Origin of the sequence: Leptospira levettii (genome assembly GCF_002812085.1) — a bacterium.
GTDB classification, from domain to species: Bacteria; Spirochaetota; Leptospiria; order Leptospirales; family Leptospiraceae; genus Leptospira_A; species Leptospira_A levettii.
The window spans coordinates 316,410-337,891 of the sequence record NZ_NPDM01000002.1 but is presented as its reverse complement, the minus strand read 5'-3'; the positions used below and the strand labels follow the sequence as shown (position 1 = coordinate 337,891).

General features: G+C 39.2%; 26 protein-coding genes and 2 tRNA genes. 17 read left to right on the top strand and 11 right to left on the bottom strand.

Annotated features, from left to right (window positions below; translation table 11 throughout):
- Positions 1 to 96: 96 nt before the first annotated feature.
- Positions 97 to 1,752 (top strand): hypothetical protein, encoded by a 1,656-nt coding sequence (locus CH354_RS09235; protein ID WP_243396028.1) that lies wholly within the window; start codon positions 97 to 99, stop codon positions 1,750 to 1,752.
- Here the strand turns inward: CH354_RS09235 and CH354_RS09230 are convergent.
- The 4 genes from CH354_RS09230 to CH354_RS09215 form a co-directional block, all read right to left on the bottom strand.
- Positions 1,742 to 2,458 (bottom strand): RsmE family RNA methyltransferase, encoded by a 717-nt coding sequence (locus tag CH354_RS09230; protein WP_100726694.1) that lies wholly within the window; start codon positions 2,456 to 2,458, stop codon positions 1,742 to 1,744. The two genes, CH354_RS09235 and CH354_RS09230, sit on opposite strands and share 11 nt — an antisense overlap.
- Positions 2,459 to 2,461: 3 nt before the next feature.
- Positions 2,462 to 2,878 carry a hypothetical protein gene (locus tag CH354_RS18455; RefSeq protein ID WP_243396027.1) on the bottom strand — a complete coding sequence of 139 codons (417 nt, stop codon included), beginning with the start codon at positions 2,876 to 2,878 and terminating at the stop codon, positions 2,462 to 2,464.
- Between the two features lie 87 nt (positions 2,879 to 2,965).
- On the bottom strand, positions 2,966 to 3,799 hold the full coding sequence (gene fcpB / locus CH354_RS09220; protein WP_100717105.1) for a flagellar-coiling protein FcpB: 834 nt from the start codon (positions 3,797 to 3,799) through the stop codon (positions 2,966 to 2,968).
- A gap of 122 nt (positions 3,800 to 3,921) precedes the next feature.
- On the bottom strand, positions 3,922 to 5,172 hold the full coding sequence (locus CH354_RS09215; protein ID WP_243401546.1) for an AAA family ATPase: 1,251 nt from the start codon (positions 5,170 to 5,172) through the stop codon (positions 3,922 to 3,924).
- A gap of 86 nt (positions 5,173 to 5,258) precedes the next feature.
- Here CH354_RS09215 and fliN point away from each other — a divergent pair, with 86 nt between their 5' ends.
- The 3 genes from fliN to CH354_RS09200 all read left to right on the top strand — a co-directional run bounded on the left by fliN (position 5,259) and on the right by CH354_RS09200 (position 6,942).
- A complete protein-coding gene (gene fliN, locus CH354_RS09210; protein ID WP_100717103.1) occupies positions 5,259 to 5,777 on the top strand; it encodes a flagellar motor switch protein FliN in 519 nt (172 codons plus the stop codon).
- Between the two features lie 41 nt (positions 5,778 to 5,818).
- Positions 5,819 to 6,274, top strand: a complete 456-nt coding sequence (locus CH354_RS09205; RefSeq protein ID WP_100726696.1) for a GNAT family N-acetyltransferase — start codon at positions 5,819 to 5,821, stop codon at positions 6,272 to 6,274.
- 191 nt (positions 6,275 to 6,465) lie between these two features.
- Entirely contained in the window at positions 6,466 to 6,942 is a 477-nt protein-coding gene (locus tag CH354_RS09200; RefSeq protein WP_207762671.1) for an RNHCP domain-containing protein, read from the top strand.
- A 9-nt stretch (positions 6,943 to 6,951) separates the two neighbouring features.
- On the opposite strand, the gene CH354_RS09195 is transcribed toward CH354_RS09200, so the two are convergent.
- From CH354_RS09195 to CH354_RS09185, 3 genes are all read right to left on the bottom strand, one after another.
- Positions 6,952 to 7,872 carry an SPFH domain-containing protein gene (locus CH354_RS09195; RefSeq protein ID WP_100726697.1) on the bottom strand — a complete coding sequence of 307 codons (921 nt, stop codon included), beginning with the start codon at positions 7,870 to 7,872 and terminating at the stop codon, positions 6,952 to 6,954.
- A gap of 1 nt (position 7,873) precedes the next feature.
- Positions 7,874 to 8,794, bottom strand: coding sequence for an SPFH domain-containing protein (locus tag CH354_RS09190; RefSeq protein ID WP_100726922.1), 921 nt, complete (start codon positions 8,792 to 8,794; stop codon positions 7,874 to 7,876).
- A gap of 93 nt (positions 8,795 to 8,887) precedes the next feature.
- A complete protein-coding gene (locus CH354_RS09185; protein ID WP_238761020.1) occupies positions 8,888 to 9,331 on the bottom strand; it encodes an NfeD family protein in 444 nt (147 codons plus the stop codon).
- Positions 9,332 to 9,438: 107 nt separating this feature from the next.
- Here CH354_RS09185 and CH354_RS09180 point away from each other — a divergent pair, with 107 nt between their 5' ends.
- The 7 genes from CH354_RS09180 to CH354_RS09150 all read left to right on the top strand — a co-directional run bounded on the left by CH354_RS09180 (position 9,439) and on the right by CH354_RS09150 (position 16,355).
- The gene (locus CH354_RS09180; protein ID WP_100726698.1) at positions 9,439 to 9,867 is read left to right on the top strand and encodes a heme-binding domain-containing protein; all 429 of its coding nucleotides are present in this window, start codon (positions 9,439 to 9,441) and stop codon (positions 9,865 to 9,867) included.
- Positions 9,864 to 11,294, top strand: a complete 1,431-nt coding sequence (gene argH, locus CH354_RS09175; protein WP_100717097.1) for an argininosuccinate lyase — start codon at positions 9,864 to 9,866, stop codon at positions 11,292 to 11,294. Before CH354_RS09180 ends, argH begins: the two co-directional genes overlap by 4 nt.
- Before the next feature lie 56 nt (positions 11,295 to 11,350).
- Positions 11,351 to 12,178: a peptidylprolyl isomerase gene (locus CH354_RS09170; RefSeq protein ID WP_243396050.1), complete on the top strand. Its 828-nt coding sequence runs from the start codon at positions 11,351 to 11,353 to the stop codon at positions 12,176 to 12,178.
- On the top strand, positions 12,175 to 12,774 hold the full coding sequence (locus tag CH354_RS09165) for a hypothetical protein (protein WP_100717095.1): 600 nt from the start codon (positions 12,175 to 12,177) through the stop codon (positions 12,772 to 12,774). The genes CH354_RS09170 and CH354_RS09165 overlap by 4 nt, the downstream gene beginning before the upstream one ends.
- A 74-nt stretch (positions 12,775 to 12,848) precedes the next feature.
- A complete protein-coding gene (locus tag CH354_RS09160) occupies positions 12,849 to 13,835 on the top strand; it encodes a hypothetical protein (RefSeq protein ID WP_100717094.1) in 987 nt (328 codons plus the stop codon).
- Positions 13,832 to 14,857 (top strand): flagellar motor switch protein FliM, encoded by a 1,026-nt coding sequence (gene fliM / locus CH354_RS09155; RefSeq protein WP_002974265.1) that lies wholly within the window; start codon positions 13,832 to 13,834, stop codon positions 14,855 to 14,857. Before CH354_RS09160 ends, fliM begins: the two co-directional genes overlap by 4 nt.
- A gap of 22 nt (positions 14,858 to 14,879) precedes the next feature.
- Positions 14,880 to 16,355 carry an alkaline phosphatase family protein gene (locus tag CH354_RS09150; RefSeq protein WP_100726701.1) on the top strand — a complete coding sequence of 492 codons (1,476 nt, stop codon included), beginning with the start codon at positions 14,880 to 14,882 and terminating at the stop codon, positions 16,353 to 16,355.
- 24 nt (positions 16,356 to 16,379) lie between these two features.
- Here the strand turns inward: CH354_RS09150 and CH354_RS09145 are convergent, their stop codons facing one another.
- From CH354_RS09145 to queF, 3 genes are read right to left on the bottom strand one after another with little or no spacing between them, the layout of a single operon-like run.
- Positions 16,380 to 16,598 (bottom strand): ferredoxin, encoded by a 219-nt coding sequence (locus tag CH354_RS09145; RefSeq protein WP_100717092.1) that lies wholly within the window; start codon positions 16,596 to 16,598, stop codon positions 16,380 to 16,382.
- Positions 16,595 to 16,852: a SemiSWEET transporter gene (locus CH354_RS09140; RefSeq protein ID WP_100726702.1), complete on the bottom strand. Its 258-nt coding sequence runs from the start codon at positions 16,850 to 16,852 to the stop codon at positions 16,595 to 16,597. The genes CH354_RS09145 and CH354_RS09140 overlap by 4 nt, the downstream gene beginning before the upstream one ends.
- Complete coding sequence (queF, locus tag CH354_RS09135; RefSeq protein WP_100717090.1) at positions 16,853 to 17,254, bottom strand: preQ(1) synthase; 402 nt, start codon at positions 17,252 to 17,254, stop codon at positions 16,853 to 16,855.
- A gap of 42 nt (positions 17,255 to 17,296) precedes the next feature.
- Here queF and guaA point away from each other — a divergent pair, with 42 nt between their 5' ends.
- Positions 17,297 to 19,096, top strand: a complete 1,800-nt coding sequence (guaA, locus tag CH354_RS09130; RefSeq protein ID WP_100726923.1) for a glutamine-hydrolyzing GMP synthase — start codon at positions 17,297 to 17,299, stop codon at positions 19,094 to 19,096.
- Between the two features lie 65 nt (positions 19,097 to 19,161).
- Here guaA and CH354_RS09125 read toward each other — a convergent pair whose 3' ends face one another.
- Positions 19,162 to 19,587 (bottom strand): LIMLP_04285 family protein, encoded by a 426-nt coding sequence (locus CH354_RS09125; RefSeq protein ID WP_100726703.1) that lies wholly within the window; start codon positions 19,585 to 19,587, stop codon positions 19,162 to 19,164.
- A 133-nt stretch (positions 19,588 to 19,720) separates the two neighbouring features.
- On the opposite strand from CH354_RS09125, the gene CH354_RS09120 reads away from it, so the two are divergent.
- The 5 genes from CH354_RS09120 (at position 19,721) to CH354_RS09100 (ending at position 21,438) form a co-directional block, all read left to right on the top strand.
- Positions 19,721 to 19,791 (top strand) — tRNA-Cys (locus tag CH354_RS09120).
- Between the two features lie 15 nt (positions 19,792 to 19,806).
- Positions 19,807 to 19,890, top strand: a tRNA-Leu gene (locus CH354_RS09115).
- Between the two features lie 333 nt (positions 19,891 to 20,223).
- The gene (locus CH354_RS09110) at positions 20,224 to 20,472 is read left to right on the top strand and encodes a ChpI protein (RefSeq protein WP_100726704.1); all 249 of its coding nucleotides are present in this window, start codon (positions 20,224 to 20,226) and stop codon (positions 20,470 to 20,472) included.
- A complete protein-coding gene (locus CH354_RS09105) occupies positions 20,459 to 20,800 on the top strand; it encodes a type II toxin-antitoxin system PemK/MazF family toxin (protein WP_100726705.1) in 342 nt (113 codons plus the stop codon). The genes CH354_RS09110 and CH354_RS09105 overlap by 14 nt, the downstream gene beginning before the upstream one ends.
- Before the next feature lie 11 nt (positions 20,801 to 20,811).
- Positions 20,812 to 21,438 (top strand): hypothetical protein, encoded by a 627-nt coding sequence (locus CH354_RS09100; protein ID WP_243396026.1) that lies wholly within the window; start codon positions 20,812 to 20,814, stop codon positions 21,436 to 21,438.
- Positions 21,439 to 21,482 lie beyond the last annotated feature (44 nt).

Genomic DNA, 21,482 nt, shown 5'->3' with positions numbered 1-21,482 from the left:
TTCCCCCGATGGTATCGCCTAGTTTTCTCATCCTTTCTCATTTGTCAATAAAATCTCCAATAAAATAGAATTTATTTCTGTTTTATTGGATGCACCATGGTGAGATTATTTCTTATTTTCAATGATGGATCATACGATAATGAACGTATCGTGGGTAAGTTTTGTCGTTATCTTTGTTTAGGACTGGTTACACAAATTCTGGTAACACAGACCCTCATCGCCCAAGTTTGGGTTCCCACCGGTACAGAGGGAAGACGAGCCTCCGCTGTCCAATTTGATGCAGGTGGATCTAGTTTTCAAAAAGATTATTACGGATTCATCTCACCCAATTTTACATTCAATCATGGTAGCCAATTTGGTTATTCCTTTTCACTTCCCATCAATGTTCTCGCAGTGGATAAGGAACCTGTTCAATTAGAGAGTAAAGCTGGCAAAATCCGTGAAATGGATTACAATAGCCGTAACGACTATGCAAGGGTCCTCAATTATATATCGTATGGAACGTATAACCAACAAGTTCCAGGAAAGGTAACATATTCTGCTTATACTGGTAAGATGGTAGATGGTTATATTGGACATGGAACGATAGTTAACAAATACCAAAGTTCTTCTCGTTTTGATTCCTATAACCCTGGTGTGATGGCAGACTTAAATACTGATTATGGTGGTGTACAATACTTCGCCAATTCAGTAGTGAATTTTGAAGTGAATGCAGCAAGGGTTTATATCAAACCACTTGCAATTGGAAGATCATTATATTCTTTATTTGATAAATCAGCAGATCTTGTTTATTTAATGGACTTAAGAGGGAATGTTCTCGATGAATCGGGGCGACTCAGTGTCGAAGAAGAAGCAGGTACTGAAGAAATTCAAAAGAAAAAAGCAGAAGAACTTCGCAAAAAAGAAATCCGTCCTGTCAGTAAAGACTCTCGTATGGAACTTGTCGACAATGACCCATGGTACAACCGTTTGACGATTGGTTATACACAAGCATGGGATAGGCAAGCTCCCGTTCAAATGGCATACAATACAAATGGTTCCCCAGTTACTGAGAAAAAGTTAGACAACCCAAAAACAACAGAAGTTACAAGAGCTTCCATTGAAGGAATGGACATTGAATATAGGTTACTAAACCTGCCGTTTGTTGAATTTACACCTTATGTAGACTTTAATAAAATCAAGGGATTGGATGGTGCACAGGGTGCCCACTATGGATCTATTTTTCGATTGGGAACAAAGGATCTGAATGTCATTTTAAAACCTGAGTTTCGCCAAATGACTGCCAATTATGCTCCTATGTACTTTGATAGTTTTTATGAAGTGGAACGATTTCAAAAATTCCCAGTATCCGCTCCAATCCGACCTAAATATGATTATTTAGAGAACCAATCCAATGCAAAAGTGACTGGTTATTATCATACGATTTATGTGAATTTTTACCATCTTGGTTTTGAATTTGCTGTGGAAGATTATGGAATCAAAGGAAACAAACGTGTGTTTGCTGCAGCTTATATTCCTTTAGGTTCCTCATTCCTCATGTCCTTTTACTATACAAAGAAAGGGTTTGATTCGCAAGGCAAAGCCTTTGAGATGGATAATAATACCCAAGCTGCTGCTGAAATTTCAAAGGCATTTGGACCCATTGTCCTACGGCTTCAGAATTATCGTAAGTATTATCTGGACTCCAGTGAGAAAACTTTCCTAAGTATCGATGAAATTCGTTTTTTGGTTTCAGGTGGAATTAGTTTCTGAACATAAGATACAATAAAGAAGAGAAGGCAAATTCTGTTCTTAGATTGATATTCCCTAAAGTAATTATTTTATATCTTAGTTGATTAAAATATTTCATATCGTTTTCATTCCAACCTGATTCTGGACCAAAAACAAAAAGGATGTTTTGCATTTGATCTAAAGGTTCTTTGAATGTTTTGAGATCAAATTCTCCCAATCGGTCCAACACAAAAACGTTCCCATCCCAATTCGAAAGAAACTCTTTCCAATTTTTTTTCTGTCCAAACTGAACTGTTGGAAAAAGTACATTCCCAGTTTGGCTCATTCCTGTATGAATCCACTGATTCCAATCCTTAGTGTAAATGGGTGAAGTCCAATATTCTTTGTTTTTTGCTTCCGTTGCAAAAAAACTAAGTGAATGAATTCCGTATGCGCCTGCTAGGTGAAGGATTTTTTTTGCGGTCTGGGGTCTTGGTAAAGAAAAAAAACAGTGGATAGGTAATGGATTTAATGTGAGCGAAAGCGTTTCTTTTTTAACAAGGATAGATTCCATATCTGTGATTTGAATGACTCGAAATATATAATTCCCTTCATTCTGAATCACAACTTGAACCTCATCGTCAGGTCTTTTTTTTAAGATGGTTCTGATATGGATATGGCGTTCGTCCTTAAGGGTTACCGACTCATCTAAGTGTAACTCTTCTTTTTGAATCAGTATCCAATTCAAAATTTAAATCTCGATACTTGGTTTTTTAGGCTCTATGGGTTCTAAACCTTCCTCTTCTGAATCGACAGGTGGTACTTCGAATGGCTGGAGGTCTTTCTGTGGTTCTTCTTGGAAGATTGGATCTTTATGAGAATCTCTTTCCATATTGGCTTCTGTATTGGACCATTTCCAAACATACAGTAAGAGTATGGAAAAAAGTAGAATCGGTATCCATGGGATTTCATTTTTTCGATTCCCACGTTTTGATTTTAGATAATCAATCGGTGCATATAATAAATCAACAATCAGATCTTTATAATTTTGGAATGTTGGTTTGAATTGAAAAGAGGGGATTTCAACTTCACTGACATTAAAACTGTCTTCAATTTCGATTTCAGGATCAAAAGTAAATCGGTGAGAGCAGACGGGACATTGAACCAAAATGGTTCCCTGCGTAACAGGGAACCGTAACATCGTGGAACAATTCGGACATTGTTTTACGCGATTCAATTAAGAACCTGTATGTTCTTAGTATTTCAAAGAACTTTTCAATGCTTCAACGTTTTTCTTATAATGTTTGTTTGAGTCACGATCATTATAATCAAAGATTTTAGTGAATAGTTTATCAAAATAATCTAGGTTTTTGAAATAAAATTGTTTTTTAAAGTTATTTCGGATTGGGTTTGATTTTGTGTTTTCCACGTTTGCGAGAATGTATTTACCAACGCCTTTTTCAGAAGGTGTTTCTGGAGTTCCCCAAACTGGATAATCATCGTGTTGGTAAAATAATTCAATTTTGTCATTATGTGCTGGATCACCATTAGGAGCTACGTCAGCAATCACAGAAATTACTTTATCTTCTAAAACAAAATTGTTTTGGTAAATGTAAGTTCTCACCTTAGTAAGGTTCCGTGGTTGTTCTTTTCTTGGATCTGGATCTGCGTTGTTAGATCCTTCAAAAAAGAGTTCCATTTTTTTGAATTTTGCACCTAAGTTTTTAGAAGATTTTCCATCTTCACTTCCAACAAAATCAAATACTTCAAGGTGCAAACAAGTGTTATCTTGTGCTTCTTGTTTATCAGCTACTTCACAACGTTCGCCGTCTGCACTTGGTTTACCTTTGTACAATACAGTTTTGTGTGGAAGAGTTCTTACTTTCATTTTGAAAAGAACAGTATGAAGGCGAAGGCGTTTGTTCACTTCAGAGATATTATCATCGAGTTCTTTTTCTGTATCAGCCATCGATTTCCCTGATTGAGAAGGATCGATTCCTGCAGAAGTAGAGCCTGTTTCTGAGCTACCAGTTTGAGCGAAAACCCCAATGCTAAGTAGTAAAATGGGGAGAATTGATTTTATTTTCATGTCCGAATCTTCCTAAAAGGTTAATTTGAGGATACCAAGGAACGTCCCATGGGCGTAAACAAATATCCTGTAAATAGTATCGGTAAAATCCTGAATAAGATTGAAGCCGAATCTCTCTCTTTTTAGAGTTTCCATCCAAAATCTGGAAAGGATTCCAAATAAAATGCAAGTCCAGGGGCGGTCAACTCTTCCAATTGTTTCCAATTTTTGGTGATCCAACGCCTTTCTACATAATCACAGTAGTCCTTCAAATTCCTTCCTGAGGCTCCTGTTAACATATCGGCAATCTGTTCCCTTTCCTTCTTGTCCAATTGTTTGGCATAACCCTCTAGGATTTTGGTCCTTTCTTCTCGGTTTGGTAGGGGAAATCTGATTTTTCTGTCAAAACGGGATAAAAGGGCAGAATCAAGGTCTTCTTTACGATTGGTTGCTCCAATTGTGATGGTGCCGGTTTTTTCCGCAAAACCATCCAGTTTTCGTAGTAATACACTTAGCAAATTCCTTGTGGCTTCAAAAAGTCCGTCTTCTCGTGAAGTTGCGAGGGAATCAATTTCATCTAAGAATAAAATACATTTTGGAAACAAAGCAGAAGCATCAAATACCATTGCCAAGTTCTGGGATGATTCTCCGTAGTACTTACTCAATATGGATTCGATGGGAACATAGACCATCGGAACACCACAAAGGTGGGAAACTATTTTTGCCATACTGGTTTTTCCCACTCCAGGTTCCCCTTCGAATAAAACTGCCCGTGGTAGATTCCCTGTTGGTTTCATTCGTGTGAGTTTTGTGATCTCAAGGAAGGGTTCTGGTTGTCTCAGTGGGAACACTAAACTTTCTAAGATTTGTTCTTTTACGGAATCATAACCAAAAACTGAATCAAATCCCAAATCATTTCCTTTTGCTTTTTCTAAAATGGGGTCATAAACTTCTACACCGAGAGGTTCCAAGATGGACCTCGGGTCTTTTGTTATACCTCCTTCCAATTTCAAAAATTGAAAAAGGTGGATGATGGTTTGTATTTCTTTTGTGGATAAATCTCCTAACTTTGAACATTCCACTTTGAGATCCGATTTAAACGAAAAGCGAATGCGAAATCTCGCCGATAAATTCTTTTGCGGTTCGAATAAGTTGTCACCTAATGTTTGTAAACTCAAGTATCCTTCTTCAAAATTATAAATGCGGAAATTCTCAATGTAGTTCCTAACGATTCCAAGGCAATCTAGGATTTTTTCTTTTCCCACTGTATTTTGGCGGAACCGAAAGATGGTTTCTTCTTTTTCTTGTACAAATTGGTAATTTGCCTGTTTTAACTCAGTGGCAAATAGGTCTTTGGCCTTAAAAAAATCCAGGGCAGGGGTGGAATTGGACATAAGGAACAAAATAGGGAAGATTGGCTTTTTTTTCAAGGAAGGATTTTGATTTCCTCCGACGAATACATTGTAGAGGTTGTAGGATTATGGGTGAAGGTTCACTATCACAAGAAGACATAGACGCGCTACTCGGTGGATTTAGTGGCGGGAGCACACCTGCGGGTGGTGGTTCTGGCGGAGGTGGCGGTGGACTCGACGACCTAGATGCTTTAGTCGGCGGTGGTGGAGGCGATGACAATGGACCTTCTTTTGCCGACATTGCAGCAGCCCTTGGACCAAGCGCTACCCCGGCACCAACAAGGGCCCAGTCAAAAGCACAATCCGGCTCTGGCAATAACACTGCAAACCTCAACCTCCTTTTGGATGTCACCTTACAACTGACAATCGAACTTGGTAGAACAACAATGTTCATCAAAGATGTGTTACAACTCACAGAAGGGACTGTTGTCGAACTCGACAAAAACATTGGAGAAGAACTCGATATCCTGGCCAATGGAAAACTTGTTGGAAGAGGGAAACTCATCGTACTCGATGATTATTACGGAATCCAAATCACCCAAATTGTGGATCCCATGGAACGCCTTGGTGGCCCTGCCTTTTTATAAGAGTGTTTGTCTCATATTAAACTGAGAAGGATGGTTCACGCTTGGAAACCAATAAGTTCGAATACCAAATCGAAAGGATCACCAATCCTTCTGAATCTTTACAAGAAGACCTTTGGAAACGTTTACATGATTACAGCATCTCCAAGTTAGGGGATGATTCTCTCTCCTCGAAAGAATTTTTTGCCATTTTAGTCAAAGAAGGGGAAACACTCATTGCAGCTTCTCTTTGTTATCTCTTCTTTAAAGGATTAAATCTACAACTCCTTTGGGTTGCCGAAGAAAAACGTGGGCAAGACTTAGGAACAAAACTCCTACTAGAGATTGAACAAGAGGCAATTCGATTGGGAGCCACTCTTGTGTTTGGGTATTCTTTTGGGTTCCAAGCACCTAAATTTTATACTAAACTTGGGTACGAAGAAGTAGGTATCATCCCCAATTACCCAGAAGGACAGAATTGTTATTTCCTTTGTAAAAAATTGACAAAGGATTCTCCTTGACGGGAATTCTCATACCAAACAGTTTGTAAATCTATGTTAACTCTAGCCATTGTGTAAACCGCCAAAACGGTGATCTTGTTTTGGATACCCCGCCTAAATTATATTAGGAGGCGGCTATCTCTTCGCAGGCGGTTTATTCCCTCTCATCCACTGTTTTGGTGTCCCTTTTTGTTTTGCCGCAAAAACTGGGTATGTCACGTAACAATGACCAAACGAATTTCCAAAAAATTTCGAAGAAAAAACGTTTTGAGGATGAAGACGAGGAAATCTCACATTCTCAATCCAAAAAAAAATCTCACAGGTATCGTTCCGATACAGAAGAGTTCCGTTGTGTGGAATGCAAACAAATGGTGTTTCCTCCTGGTTTCGGAACCGACCAAAGGAACCATTGCCCAAATTGCCTCACAAGCCTTCACTTGGACAATACACCTGGTGATCGAAAGGCAACCTGTGGGAGTAAAATGGAAGCAATTTCCATTTGGGTACGAAAAGGGGAATGGGTGATTTTACATCGTTGTAAAGGGTGTGGGGTGATCCATGCGAATCGGATTGGACCTGATGATAATGAGGCACTACTTGTGTCACTTGCAGCACAAGCCATGGCCAAACCAAGTTTTCGATTGTTTACGGAAACTCCGGTGGACGACCCACCGGAATCTTTAGGTTAGTCGAGAAAACTATGCCTTTGGTTTTTTTGCTTCTGTTAGGTTAGCAATGAGAGTTGGTAAATTCATCACATCTGCTGGGATAAGAATTTCCGTACTTTCTTTGGCAACATGTAAGAAGTTTTGGATAAAGGCTTTGGTGATTTGTAGTTTGATCGCAGAAGCACCACCTTGGTCGGAAATGGCACCCGCTATGGCTTCAATCCCTTTGGCAGTTGCGACAGCCAAAGCTTCAATCTCTGTTGCCTTACCTTCTGCTGAGTTGATCCTTCTTTGTTTTTCCCCTTCGGATTTATTCACTGCTTCCTCTTTAAATCCGAGGGAGCGGTTGATACGAGCATCTCTTTCCCCTTCCGATAAAAGGACTTGGGAACGTTTTGCAATTTGTGCTTTTTTCTCCTTCTCCATGGCATCTAACACGGATTTAGGCGGAACAATGTTTAAGATTTCGTATCGATTTACTTTGATCCCCCAAGGTTCTGATGCTTGGTCAATGGCCGCGACAATGGTTGAGTTGATTAAGTCTTTTTCGCCGATGGTTTTATCAAGTTCCATGGTTCCAATCACTGATCGCATGGTTGTTTGTGCTAATTGGATCGCAGCAAATTGAAAGTCTTCAATTCCATAAGAAGCACGTACTGGATCGATGATTTTTAAGTAAATCACTCCATCTACCTTCACTTGCACGTTATCATGTGTGATACAAATCTGAGGTTGTACATCAATGGATTGTTCTTTCAATGTATGGTAATATGCATCTCTATCAATGAATGGGATGAGGATATGAAACCCTGCTCGTAAGGAACGAGAATACTTCCCAAGCCTTTCCACAATGAGAACATCTTGTGCAGGAATGATGCGAATGCATCGGAAGATTTTATAAATCAAATAGATGGCAACAACTGCCCAAAATGCTAAATAAACAAATTCCATTTTATTCTCCTACCTGTGGGATTTTGGTTGTGATTTTGGAAAGCCCTTCGAAGACCCCACCGATATTGGCTAAGGTTTCAGGTACAACAGTTGTTTTGGATGTTTTTAAGATATGCCCCAGTGCATCCAAGTACTCTTGTGTGATTTGTAAACTCACAGCTTCCTTTCCCCCTTTTTTGCTAATGGCTTCTGAGATAAGTTGAAGTCCTTTTGCCGTAGCATTGGAGATGAGTGTGATTTCCTGTGCACGACCATCTGCTTCATTTACCAATCGGATTTTTTCCCCTTCGGAGATATTGATCGATTCTTGTCTTTCTCCCACGGAATGATTAACTCGGGATTCTTTTTCCCCTTGGGAAATGGTGATCTCTGCTCGGCGTTCCCGTTCGGATTTCATTTGGTTTTCCATCTCAATCAAAATTTGTTTGGGTGGAGTGATGTTTCGGATTTCATAACGAGTGACTTTGATGCCCCAAGGGTCTGTGGCTCTGTCAATATTGGAAACTACTCGGCCATTGATTTCATCTCGTTCGGAAAGTAAGTTATCAAAAATTAACTTACCAATTTCGGAACGAAGTGTGGTTTGTGCTAGTTGGGTGGTTGCTAACATAAAGTTATCAATTCCGTAAGAAGCCTTTTCACCATCGATGACTTTTAAATACAAAACTCCATCCACTTCTACGGAGACGTTGTCTTTTGTTATACAAACTTGTGGATCGATATCAATGGTTTGTTCTTTGAGGTTTTGTCTGTAACGAATTTGGTCGACAAAAGGGATCATAAAATAAAATCCCGATTTTAAAACTCCATTCAAAACACCTAATCTTTCTTTTATAAAAACACTTTGTTCTGGTACGATGATGATTGTTTTTTTGATGATATAAACTACGACCAAAAAGACAACGATGACGGTTGCGCCCATTGTTTCCTCCTCTGTGACTTGGAGACGGTACATGGACTTTCGAAAGAGAAAAGGGTTTTTTTTGAACCTTGTAAAAAAAATGAACGGTGGGCTTTATGATTCCACTTTTTCCACAGTGAAGGTCAAATTTTCACGGGAAAGAATCTTTACATATTCCCCTTTTGGAATTTTTGAATCTTTCGAAATGGCATCCCAAACAGTTCCTTGGAAACGGATTTTCCCACCATGGCGGTTCACTAAAATATCGGTTTCAACAGGTACGATTTGGTTTAGATAATCATCCTGGATAAAAGGATCCACACTTGATTCTGATTTAAAAAACTTTTTAATGAGAGATCCTCCGAGGAGGATGGAAATCAAACTGGAAACCACCCAAATGATGACTTCGGTGTAAAACTCCATGGGAACCAAACGGGAAAGGATTCCAGTAAAAATGGCACCAACTCCTAAAAACATCACAAAGGTTCCCGGCAATAGGAATTCAGAAAAGAGGAGAACAATTCCGATTAAAATCCATAAGTATGCTGTGTTTGCCAAAATCAAATCCAATGTGTGATCCTCTAAGGAAGTAGACAGTTCCAATCAGATCATGGCAAGAAAAATAATACTTTGATTCACGAGATAGGGCAAAGAAGCTGTCTAGTGTGAAACGAATATTTTACCTTTTATTATCTGTTTTCCTTTTTTTCCAATTGTTTCCTGTTCCCAGAGAAAATCCACCAGTGACATCTGAGATTGTCGTGGCGGATGAAGTAAAACAAATACTAAAAAGAAGTTGTTATGATTGCCATTCGAATGAGACAACCTGGCCTTTTTATTCCTATGTGTTTCCTGTTTCCTATTTGGTTTCCAACCATGTGACGGAAGGAAGAGAAGAATTGAATTTTTCTGAATTTGGAAAATTACCGGAAAGAAAACAAAACAAAAAAATATATGAAGTTTGGGAACAAGTGGATGAAGGGGAAATGCCACCTATCGATTACCTTTTGATGCATCCTAGTGCCAAATTATCTGATCAGGACAAAGAGGTTTTGAAAAACTGGGCAAACAAATTCAGTGAGGAATCGGAATGAAGGAAAAAAAATTATGGGGTGGAAGGTTTGATGCACCACCTTCTTCTCTAATGATTCGAATTGGTGAATCCATTAGTTTTGATAAAGAACTTTACCAACATGACATTATTGGTTCCATATCACATTCTCGTATGTTAAAACGAATCGGAATCCTCTCCGAGTCGGAACAAAGAAAGATTGAAACTGGACTCAACCAAATCCTTAAAGAAATTGATTCTGGTAAATTTGAATTTAAAATTGAAAATGAAGACATTCATATGTCCATTGAATCTCGCCTAACGGAACTTCTAGGCGATTTGGGGAAAAAATTACATACAGGAAGAAGTCGTAACGACCAAGTGTCACAAGATGTTCGGTTGTACATTAAAACAGAAATCCACTCCATTTTAGTTCTCGTATATGACTTGTTACAAGTTTGGGTCAAAAAAGCAGAATCTCACGTAAAAACAATTATCCCTGGCTACACTCATCTGCAAATTGCTCAACCCATCCGAGCTTCGCATTATTTTTTAGCTCATTTTTGGGCGAATGTTCGCGACTTTGAGGATTTTTTATCAGCTTATGATAGAGCAGATGAACTTGTGTTAGGCTCAGGTGCGTTGGCTGGAGTTAATTATGAAACCGATCGAGAGTTTTTAAGGAAAGATTTAAATTTGAGTCGAATGTCTGAAAACTCTATGGATGCAGTAAGCCAAAGAGATCATATTTTTAAATTTTTATTTGCGTCATCCCAATTGATGATCCATGTTTCTCGGTTTTGTGAAGAAATCATTTTGTACACTTCTCAAGAGTTTAGTTATTTTAAATTGCCTGACCACCTAACTACAGGCTCATCAATTATGCCTCAGAAAAAAAATCCGGATGTAGCGGAACTCATTCGAGGGAAAGCTGGGCGTGTGATTGGGAATCTCAATCATCTACTTGTAATGTTAAAGGGAACTCCTTTGTCCTATAACCGCGATTTCCAAGAAGATAAACTCCCACTCTTTGACACAGTCAAACAAATCAAAATTTGTACAGAAGGGATACGGGATATGGTGGAAGGGATTCAAATATTCCCTGAAAATGCCGTTCGGAGTTTGCGGAATGGATTTTCCACTGCCACAGACCTAGCAGATTGGCTTGTTAGTACCAAAGGGATACCATTCCGTTCCGCCCATGAAATTGTGGGGGAACTTGTGAAACATTGTTCTGCAAAAGGGATGGATTTGTTCACAATCCCAAGTGGAGAAAGGGGTCAAATCCATGCCGTCCTCACGGATCCTGGGTATGAAGCTGCCATTTCTCTCGAAACTTCTTGTGATAAAAAAGATGTTTATGGAGGCACAGCTCTCCCTCGTCAAAAAGAACAGATCAAAAAGGCCAAAGCCAAGTTAAACGAATTGACCAAAAAATTAAAGGCGATAGAATCCAAAGGTAAAAAATAATTATGAATCGAGTTTCCATTTCTCATCTAAAATCCCTTTCCATTTTTTTCCTACTCATGAGCCAGACTGCTTTTTGTAGTGACCAAACGTTTAAAAAAATTACTTACGAACCTATAACATACTCCCCAACCAAAGTTTTAGTCAAACGATTTGACCAAACTACCGTTAAACTTCCTGAAAAACCTGCCATATATGCTGTGGTGCAAACAACACAAGGTGACCTAGTCATTGAACTTTACGACCAAGCTGCTCCTAAAACAGTTCAAAATTTCATCGATCTTGCCCAAGGAGAAAAAGATTTTAAAACCGAAAAAGGTTCCGAAAGACGCCCGTTTTACGATGGATTAAAGTTCCACAGGGTGATCGAAAATTTTATGGCACAAGGGGGATGCCCAAGAGGGGATGGAACGGGTGGACCTGGATTTCAATTTGAAGATGAAATCAATGGGAAGGCACTTGGACTAGACAAACTGAAAATCAAAGATGCACCTGAATACCAATCGCAATTACAAAGAGTAGTTTTGTCTGAATTTAATATCAAGTCACGACAAGAATTCGAAGAAAAAAGGACTGAAGTCGAAAAAGCGTACCAGGAAGCAATGGAACTCCCTGTATTAGAAGTTTTATACCGAGTTGGGTATCGATTTAATGAAGTGTTACCAAGCAAAAAAGCAACTCGTGGAGCTCTCGCCATGGCTAATGCAGGACCCAATACAAATGGTTCTCAGTTTTTTATCAACCAAGTGGATACACCTCACCTGAATGGACTCCATACGGTGTTTGGATTTTTAATCACCGGTTATGATGTACTGGATCGAATCATTGAAAAAGGGAATCTCCAAACTACCATTCGTAAGGTTCTCGTCATAGACAAAAGACAATGAACTACTTAGAAGGCATAGAGGTAATCCAAAAGTATACATCAGGTTCTTCCGTAGAACCTGTGTTAAAGTTTATAATGACGGTACCTCATAATGAGGAAGCCTTTGCCAATGCCTTGGACGAAATTGGAGGGATTAATAAATACCCTGATACTTTTGTTGGATTGCTTAGTTTTATCAGTTTCATTTTAGGCCAAAAGTCAAAAATGAATCATTTATATGAAACTGCTCTAGATAAATACGAATCCCTAAACCAGATCACCTCAAAAAAAAGACCAACGGAAGAAGAGGCAAAAATCAAACGAACACTCACCGATTTTATATTAAAAATCGAAAAGGTTTTTGAAATCCAAGATCTAACCGATGAAAGTTTGGTGAAAGAACTCAATCGATTTGTTTCGGAAGCAAATCTTTATGGAGTGACTGATAATGAAATCAAAAACCTAAAATTGGCTTCCAAGACAGTTGCCCTTATAGAACCACATTTGGATAAACAAAGGGAAAACTATTACCAATACAAAAAACTCAGCTCCGTTATGGTCCGCCTGATACGAATCGCAGATTATATCCTAGAGGAAGCAAAGCTCGGAACTAGTTAGGCACAAAGTCAAGTGTGGAAAATCTAGTAAATTTTCTTTCGGAAAATTCCACCTTTGCCGAAATTGAATAGTGAATGCGCTCTTTCCAAACCTTCATTTTATTAGGATTCTTGGTTTCCGAGACCCTTTTTGCATTCCCTGACAGAGATGCTAGGGGGGAAAGGGTTGATAATTTTGTCGCTCTCCAATCCAAGATAAGCCTTACTCTCACCAAACGAAGTTATGAAGCTTCGGAAAGGATTCCGCTTACCTTTACGGTAACCAATACAGGTAAGGAAGTTGTCAGGATTTTCCCTTCTTTTGATTTTCGTTATTCCTTCCAAATTATTGTAAAGGATGAAAACGATCGAATCCTCACACCCATTGAGGACCCTGAGTTTCCAGATCCCATTTTAAAAAGGCGAACCACAATCGTAAACTTGGTTGGCGATGAAAATAAAGAGATTAGCCTCCACAGAAACGAATCATTTTCCAAAACTATCTATTTGGATGAGTACTACCAATTTTTGCCGGACCAAAAATTTTACATCACAGGGTATTTTTATCCCAATTATACAGAAGATAAATCTGCATTTTTAAGGTCACAAAATACAGTTGGATTTTTATTCCAAAACTCCAAACAAATCAAAAAAGAATCGGTTAACCGCCAAATCACAGAAAACGGTGGCCTTTCTCCTGAAGAAATTATTTTTTTATTCCTTGGTGCTGAGATGAAAAAACGATGGGAGTACCATTTTAAATGGATCGATTTTTCGGAATACATCTTAGCGTATGACAGGTATAGTAGTGCTTATGCAGAAGCAAGTGTAGGCGAGAGAGAAACAATCATTGAAGAATTTAAAGAATATTTGACGGAATCACCATCAGGTGTGTTAAAATACTTTAAAGTCATGAGTGTTGACTATCCTTCCAAACGAGATGCTCGTGTGCAGGTTTATGTTGAAAGAATGATGGGTCGGTTCAAAACAAGGTACGAATATATATACACCTTGAGACAAGAAGAAGGAAACCGTGTTGGATTTTGGCAGATTAAAAACTTACTCGTAAAGGTAAAAAAATGACGGAAATCCTTTCCCAAGACGAAATTGATGCCCTGTTAAATGCCATCTCCTCAGGAGAAGTTTCCGAGGATGAATACTCATCGGTAGGGGAACAAAAAAAAGTCAAAATCTACGACTTCAAACGTCCGGATAAATTTTCAAAAGACCAAATTCGTACGTTACAAATGATGCACGAAACTTTTGCGCGTTTGGCAACCACGGGTCTTTCTGCACAGTTACGAGCCCTTGTTGTGGTCCACGTAGCATCGGTTGACCAGTTAACTTATGAAGAATTCATTCGTTCCATTCCGAACCCAACCACACTTGCTGTGATCAATATGGATCCTCTTCGCGGATCCGCCATTTTAGAAATTGACCCTTCCATTTCCTTTACCATCATTGATCGTCTGTTTGGTGGTAAGGGTGAGTCTTCTAAGGTCAATCGAGAACTTTCTGATATTGAGTTATCCGTTATGGAAGGGATCATCGTAAGGATCCTTGGAAACTTACGGGAATCTTGGTCGACGGTTATTGACTTACGCCCAAGGCTTGGGAACATCGAAACAAACCCACAGTTCGCCCAGGTTGTTCCCCCGAATGACATGGTGGTATTAATCACTCTCGAGACAAAAGTGGGAGAAGTGGAAGGAATGACTAACCTTTGTATTCCTTATATCACGATTGAACCTATCATTAATAAACTTTCAGCTCAGTACTGGTATTCCTCCATTCGAAAAGGGGAAGTAGACGAAAACCGTGCGGTGATCCAAGAGCGACTTGACCAAGTGAAAATCCCTCTGATTTCGGAAGTAGGGAGTGTCGACATCTCCTTAAATGATCTTATGAATCTCCATGTGGGTGATGTGATCAAACTAGAAAACACTCCTATCAAAACTGATTTGATGGTAAAAGTTGGCGATCGCAGTAAATTCAAAGCAACTCCAGGACGTGTTGGAAATCGTCTCGCAATTCAAATTGGAGATAGTATCGAGGACATCCCAGATGAACTTCTCGGTTCCACTCGTTCAGAACAGGAATATTAGAAAATTTCGCTAAACAAGTATCATGCGAATTTTCAGACTTTTGAATCGCCTCATTGGATTGGATCCATTGGTTTGGAAATATGCATTGACTCGTTCGTTTCGGAATTTTGGGATTTTCCTTTTTTTGATCTCTCTACTTTTCTCTCTGAGTGAATTTAATTCATTAGTTGCAAAACCGAAAAAACGAAAGGAATCGGATCTTCACGCCAGACAAATTCATTCCACTCGCCAAACAATCATTCTCTCAATTGATGGTTTTCCTTCTTATTATTGGAGAGATCCGAAGTATCATTCTTATTTTCCCCATTTAGTCGAACTTTTCGAGACATACGGTGTTTCGGAAATCCAAACAGTTAATCCTTCTGTCACGTATCCTGCTCATACTTCAATGGTGACGGGAAAAGATCCAGGGGAACATGGAATCTTCAATAATACATTGTCTGATCCATTTGAAAAAAATGACGGCGGATGGATGTGGTATGCAGAAGACATTCTAGTTCCAACTCTTTGGGATTTGGCAAATCAAAATAAAAAAACAACAGCCAATGTATTCTGGCCTGTTACCGTCGGGGCAAATATCAATTGGAACCTTCCTCAGTATTGGAGGAAAAAAATACCAGAGGATGATAAAATTCTCCGTGTGATATCCACAAATGGACTTCATAAGGAAGCCGAACTAGCCATTGGTTCTCCGTTAAACGATGTGGCAAAAGATGAAGTGAAGTTAAAGACAGCTACTTGGCTTTTCCAAACAAAAAAACCGAGTTTAATGTTTGTTTATACAACTGATTTGGATACGATGCACCATGGTTTTGGGCCAGGATCCGAAAAAGCCTTGGTTCGTTTGGCAGAAATTGACACAGCCATTTTTACCTTTCTAAAATCTGTAGGTGCTTTTACCAAAAACAGTCCGAACATTGTGATTGTATCTGACCATGGGTTTTTTTCCGCTGAGTCAGTCTGTGCGCCCAATGTACTTTTAAAACAAAAAGGATACATCAATGATGAAACAGGTACCTTTCATCTTACCTTTAAAAGTTCTGGTGGGATCTCAATCCTTTTGCCTGGGACCGATGGAATTCTTCCAAAAGAAACCATCACAAATCTTGTGACTGAAATTAGGAACTCTTGTCCAGGTGCAGAATGGTTGGATTTTACAAGTTTACCGACGAGTGAAACAGTTTCTGTTGGTGAAAATACCAATCAAAGAATGAGGTCACAAATCCATCCGCGAGCACTAGGAATCCTCTTAACCAAACAAAACTTGTTTTTTAGTGGGACAAGAAAAGGGGATCTGTTCCAAACATCATCTAGTAAAATCCATGGCCATGGGTATTGGAATGAGAATTCAGAGATGAAAACCATCGGATTTGTTTACGATCCAACAGGTAAAAAACACCAGTTTCATTCAGTAAAAGATGTATTTTTTATCGTAAAAGAAATATTAGGTTTAAAGGAAAGGAAAACCAAAGGGCCAAGTGTTTCCACAAAACCCTAATGGAATCAGGTTTAGGTGATTTGATTAGTGTTTTTTCCAGTGGATACATTCCCCTGGGCATTCATCCATTTCCTTTTGCACTTTTTTTTCGTCTTCATCTGGGATCATCGCGTCGTTGATCGTTTCACCACCGATATGGGTTTGGGACAAGTCATCATCATCCATCATAAAGTACTTAGGTAAATTATCTGCACATTGGTTACAGGAAGTACAATTGTCTTTGTCTACATAAGCCTTTCTCATGTTTCTTTCCCTTCATTGAGTTTATAGTATAGAATGATTGTTACAAAAAATAAAGTGACTACGTTTGCGAGGATAATTGGAAAATCTGATTTTAAAACTCCATATACAAACCACAACACCACTCCGAAAAAGAACATGATGTACATATTACGGCTGATATCCCTAGTTTGTTTGGTCATGACAACACGAAGGACTTGTGGTAAAAAAGAAACCGTAGTTAAAAAAGCAGCCACATACCCAATTAAGTTTTCCATTTATGCTCTGTACTCTCGTTTTACGACGGTTTTCACACCACCTCGAACATTATAATCACCTATCACTTTGACATAAATGGGGTCTACAGCCTTCACAAAATCTTCTAAGATTTTATTTACCACGTTTTCGTGAAAAATACCTACATTCCGGTAGGACATCATGTATTCTTTGAGGGATTTTAGTTCAGCACATTTTTCTCTGGGTATGTATTCGATGAAAATGGTTCCAAAATCAGGAAGTCCTGTTTTCGGGCACACAGCTGTAAATTCGGGAATCGTAAATTCGATATTGTACTCTCTGCCAGCGTAAACGTTGGCAAACCACTCAATGGGAGGGGTGGTCCAAGACGGGATATGGTCCTGTTTGTCCTCGTAAGAAGATTCTGATTTTTTTTCCGACATTTGTTTACCCCGACATTAACAAAAATATTTTGGAACCATCCCATGAAAAGTGATAAAAAAATCGCAGTCGTCGATTTCGGCGGCCAGTATGCTCACCTGATTGCTTCCCGTATTCGCAGACTCGGAGCTTATACAGAAATCCTTTCCAACGAAGAACCATTGTCTGTTTATGAATCCTATGCTGGGATCATCCTTTCCGGTGGACCAAGCAGTGTTTATGAAACGGGTGCACCTCAATTACCCTCTGGGTTTTTTAACACCTCCGTTCCTGTTTTAGGAATCTGTTATGGCCACCAACTCATGATGCGTGCCCTCGGGGGAGAGGTAGTCTCCGCCAACACTAAAGAATATGGTCCAGCCATTCTTGAGATCGAAAATGCCAATTCGGAATTATCAAAATCGTTATCATTAAAAACAAAAGTGTGGATGAGCCATGGAGATGAAGTGGTTCGTCTACCAAATGATTTTCAAGTGATCGCACAATCGGATCACTGCCGTTATGCGTTTGTTTCCCATACTTCCAAAAAACTGTATGGGATCCAATTCCACCCAGAGGTTACCCACTCAGAAGAAGGTGAAATTTTACTCAAAAACTTTGTAGAGTTATGTGGTGCTTCCGCTACATGGAGTATATCGCAGTTTTTAGAAGAACAAATCCAAACCTTACAAAATAAAGTCCCATCTGGAAAAAATGTATTTTTACTCGTTTCAGGAGGAGTGGATTCTTCTGTTGCCTATTTACTCCTCGCAAAAGCTTTAGGAAAGGACCGTGTCAAGGGACTCCTTGTGGATACTGGGTTTATGAGGAAAAATGAAGTCAAAGACCTGATGGACAATTTACACCAAGTTGGATTTGATCTTACCGTTTGGGATGAAAGTGAAGTTTTTTACAAACACTTACAAAATGAATTTGAACCTGAAAAAAAAAGAAGGATTGTAGGTGATCTATTTTTAGAAGCACAGGGAAAAGCCACAACCTCGCTTGGGCTTGACGCCGAACATTGGTTACTTGGCCAAGGGACTATTTATCCAGATACCATTGAGTCTGGTGGAACCAAACATTCTCATAAAATCAAAACCCACCACAACCGTGTTCCTCAGATAGAAGCACTCATCCGTGAAGGAAAAATTGTAGAACCAATCGCGGACTTGTACAAGGACGAAGTCCGAGATTTGGGCCGAAAACTTGGTTTGCCTGAACGTTGGATTGAACGCCACCCTTTCCCAGGGCCTGGCCTTGTCGTTCGTATGATTGTTAGTCCCAAAACCAATCCTCCTCCCATTGATTTTGCAGTCTGGAACGATAAATTTCCAAAAGCAGAGATCAAAATTTTACCGATTTTATCGGTTGGTGTTCAAGGTGACCAAAGGAGTTATGCTCACTGTGCAGTCCTCAGTGATTTTACTTCCGATTGGAAGGAACTCGACCAATTGTCTGTTGAAATCACCAATACCAAAAAAGAGATCAACCGTGTGGTATTTGCTCCAGGCATCACTCATTTTGAAAGGGAATTCTTTTACACAAAACTTTCGTTAGACAAAGAACATTCCGATATTTTGCGAGAAGCAGATGCAATTGTGAACCAGATCCTCTATGAAGAATCAATCCACAATGAAATTTGGCAGATGCCAGTTGTTCTTGTTCCGGTTGGATTACGCGAAAATTCCTATGGTGTTGTGTTACGACCTGTGGAATCGACAGAAGCAATGACGGCCAATTTTTACCAAATGAACCGAAACATTTTATCTCAGATCACAAACAAGCTATTAAACCTTCCCAATATCTCACTTGTGATGTATGATCTCACTCACAAACCTCCCGGCACCATTGAATGGGAATAGGAAGTTTGTATTTAGAGATTCAATTCAGGTTGTTTTTAGAAGAAAAAAATTGTCCTACTTCTCGATTACGGGAGTAGGATCCATAGCAGTGCCATACCACCCATAGCGAGCTCAGGGAGCCGTTTGGAGAACATACTCTCGTTTTCTTTCCCTTCTTTGGATGCCTCTTGGTTTCCTTCCGCATTCGGTTCAGTTGTTTTTTGTCCTTCTGAATTCCCTTTTGAGGCAAATAATCCTGAAAAAAATCCAGGTTTATCTTCTTCCTTCGGTTGTTCCCAAACGACTGGAAGTGTTGTCACTTCAACGGCATTTTTCTTAAACGCTTGTTTTGTGCCATCTTGTGATTCCACTAAAACATAATTTGCGGTTGGAGAAGAAGTTTTTACATTTTCTAATACTTCTTTTGTCGCTTTTACCTTCACGGTGTCTGCTAGAAGTGGGTGAAGGAAAAATGATAAAATGGTTACAAAAACAAATCTTTGGAGCTTCATATTTGCACTGCAACTTGCAAAAATCGGGGGAGCAATTTGATTTTTGGAAGAAATGTTACAATCCGATGAAAAGTGAATTCAGTTTCCATTTGACACCTAGGTCTCCTATTTTAGCCTATCCAAAGTCACGATTGGCGTCGTGGCCAAGTGGTAAGGCATGGCTCTGCAAAAGCTTGACCGCCGGTTCGAATCCGGCCGACGCCTAGTCTTACAACAAACGCCTGGATGGTGGAACTGGTAGACACACAGGACTTAAAATCCTGTGGGAGTAATCCCGTGCGGGTTCGATTCCCGCTCCAGGTATGAATCGAACGACTGCGAGCGAAAAAAATGGTAGCGACCTATAGGGAGCGTGAAGCCATTTTTCTGAGGACAGGATGTCCGAAGTCGCGAGTAGGACGGGCTGAAGTCGAAAGGCCAGGAAGGCCGAAGACGGAAGTGATTCCCGCGGACACAAATCATCAAACAAAACTCAAATCAACATCTCTTACTGACCATCCAAATCAAACAAAACAATCATTCCCCCTGTTTCGAACTGCAATATCTCGCCTTAGATTCATTTTGAATCCTTTTCTTTCTCTTCACAAGTCTTGAAAAAAACTTGAATTATGGTTATACCCGGGTTATACTTGAGGTATGAAGACAGCTATTTCGATACCAGATGATCTTTTTGTATCTGCTGAAAATACTGCTAAAAAACTTGGAATTCCAAGAAGTCAATTATTTGCAAAAGCTCTGGAAGAATTCATACAGAATCATTCCAAAGAGACGATTACTGAGAAACTGAATGAAGTTTATGTAAATGGTGCAAATAACAAGGATCACTCCCTTTCTGAAGCTTCTGTGGCAATGCTGAGAAATAGTTTAAAAAATGACTCGTGGTGAGATTTGGTGGGTAGATCTAGGGATTCCATTTGGAAGTGAACCTGGATTCAAAAGACCTGTTTTCATCATTCAAAATGATGCTTTTAATGAAAGCAATATCAATACAATCATTGTCGTACCCTTGACAACGAATATGCATTTAGCAAAGGCTCCTGGGAATGTGTTGCTGACTCGAAAAGAGACAAACCTATCCAAAGATTCGGTTGTGAATGTTTCTCAAATCGTAACTCTTGATAGAGAAAGATTCATGAGTAAGGTATCAGAATTAAAAACAAAAAGTATCAATCAAATTGAAGAAGGAATTAAGTTGGTTCTTTCATTAAGATAGTGAAGTGATCGATGAAATTGCAGAAAAAAATGAAGCATTCTAATTTATTAGTAAAATTATTATCAATTCTTATAAAATGGGGATTCATCTCATGTGGGATATTGTTTAAAAATGATCCTGATTTCGCCGATGACATTTTTCACGGACCGGAAAAATTCCAATATGATCCAACCAAATTGCCAGTGATTGGAAAGACAACAGAACAAGAACTACTCGGTATGTATCATAGTCCTTGGTTAAGAATGACATTTAAAAAGCCAATCGTTAAAGAAATCATGGGACGTAAGTTTGAAATAAAAAAGATTATCGCCTATGTAAATTACGTAACAGCACCTCTGCCGAATGGTGGATATATAGGCATGGATTATCTATATTTTCATGTATTCTTTGATAAAGATGGGATTGTACAACAATATATAGTAGATCATTCAATTAAAGAAGTAGCTAATCGAAACAGTCCATGGATTCCGGGTAAGTTTTCCAATATTAAAGATAAAAAACATTGGAAGGATGGCGACTATTGGCCAGAAAGTGTTGTTGACGGTACGTGCTATTGGGCGCAGAGAAGGGATAGAAAAAAATATCGACAAAGCGAACAGATTGAATGTCGGTATTGGGATGCAGTTCCGGTGTATTAGAATATTTTCATTGCAATTTCTAGACTTTCATTGCAAACTCAAGA

Bases quoted from the DNA above. Each gene is read 5' to 3' on its own strand.
- argH (WP_100717097.1), top strand. From the start codon at position 9,864: ATGAAGGAAAAAAAATTATGGGGTGGAAGGTTTGATGCACCACCTTCT.
- CH354_RS09160 (WP_100717094.1), top strand. From the start codon at position 12,849: ATGCGCTCTTTCCAAACCTTCATTTTATTAGGATTCTTGGTTTCCGAG.
- CH354_RS09215 (WP_243401546.1), bottom strand. From the start codon at position 5,172: ATGTCCAATTCCACCCCTGCCCTGGATTTTTTTAAGGCCAAAGACCTA.
- CH354_RS09100 (WP_243396026.1), top strand. From the start codon at position 20,812: ATGAAATTGCAGAAAAAAATGAAGCATTCTAATTTATTAGTAAAATTA.
- CH354_RS09105 (WP_100726705.1), top strand. From the start codon at position 20,459: ATGACTCGTGGTGAGATTTGGTGGGTAGATCTAGGGATTCCATTTGGA.
- CH354_RS09145 (WP_100717092.1), bottom strand. From the start codon at position 16,598: ATGAGAAAGGCTTATGTAGACAAAGACAATTGTACTTCCTGTAACCAA.
- CH354_RS09110 (WP_100726704.1), top strand. From the start codon at position 20,224: ATGAAGACAGCTATTTCGATACCAGATGATCTTTTTGTATCTGCTGAA.
- CH354_RS09125 (WP_100726703.1), bottom strand. From the start codon at position 19,587: ATGAAGCTCCAAAGATTTGTTTTTGTAACCATTTTATCATTTTTCCTT.
- CH354_RS09150 (WP_100726701.1), top strand. From the start codon at position 14,880: ATGCGAATTTTCAGACTTTTGAATCGCCTCATTGGATTGGATCCATTG.
- CH354_RS09200 (WP_207762671.1), top strand. From the start codon at position 6,466: ATGTCACGTAACAATGACCAAACGAATTTCCAAAAAATTTCGAAGAAA.
- fliM (WP_002974265.1), top strand. From the start codon at position 13,832: ATGACGGAAATCCTTTCCCAAGACGAAATTGATGCCCTGTTAAATGCC.
- queF (WP_100717090.1), bottom strand. From the start codon at position 17,254: ATGTCGGAAAAAAAATCAGAATCTTCTTACGAGGACAAACAGGACCAT.
- fcpB (WP_100717105.1), bottom strand. From the start codon at position 3,799: ATGAAAATAAAATCAATTCTCCCCATTTTACTACTTAGCATTGGGGTT.
- CH354_RS09140 (WP_100726702.1), bottom strand. From the start codon at position 16,852: ATGGAAAACTTAATTGGGTATGTGGCTGCTTTTTTAACTACGGTTTCT.
- CH354_RS09195 (WP_100726697.1), bottom strand. From the start codon at position 7,872: ATGGAATTTGTTTATTTAGCATTTTGGGCAGTTGTTGCCATCTATTTG.
- CH354_RS09170 (WP_243396050.1), top strand. From the start codon at position 11,351: ATGAGCCAGACTGCTTTTTGTAGTGACCAAACGTTTAAAAAAATTACT.
- CH354_RS09190 (WP_100726922.1), bottom strand. From the start codon at position 8,794: ATGGGCGCAACCGTCATCGTTGTCTTTTTGGTCGTAGTTTATATCATC.
- fliN (WP_100717103.1), top strand. From the start codon at position 5,259: ATGGGTGAAGGTTCACTATCACAAGAAGACATAGACGCGCTACTCGGT.
- CH354_RS09235 (WP_243396028.1), top strand. From the start codon at position 97: ATGGTGAGATTATTTCTTATTTTCAATGATGGATCATACGATAATGAA.
- CH354_RS09165 (WP_100717095.1), top strand. From the start codon at position 12,175: ATGAACTACTTAGAAGGCATAGAGGTAATCCAAAAGTATACATCAGGT.
- guaA (WP_100726923.1), top strand. From the start codon at position 17,297: ATGAAAAGTGATAAAAAAATCGCAGTCGTCGATTTCGGCGGCCAGTAT.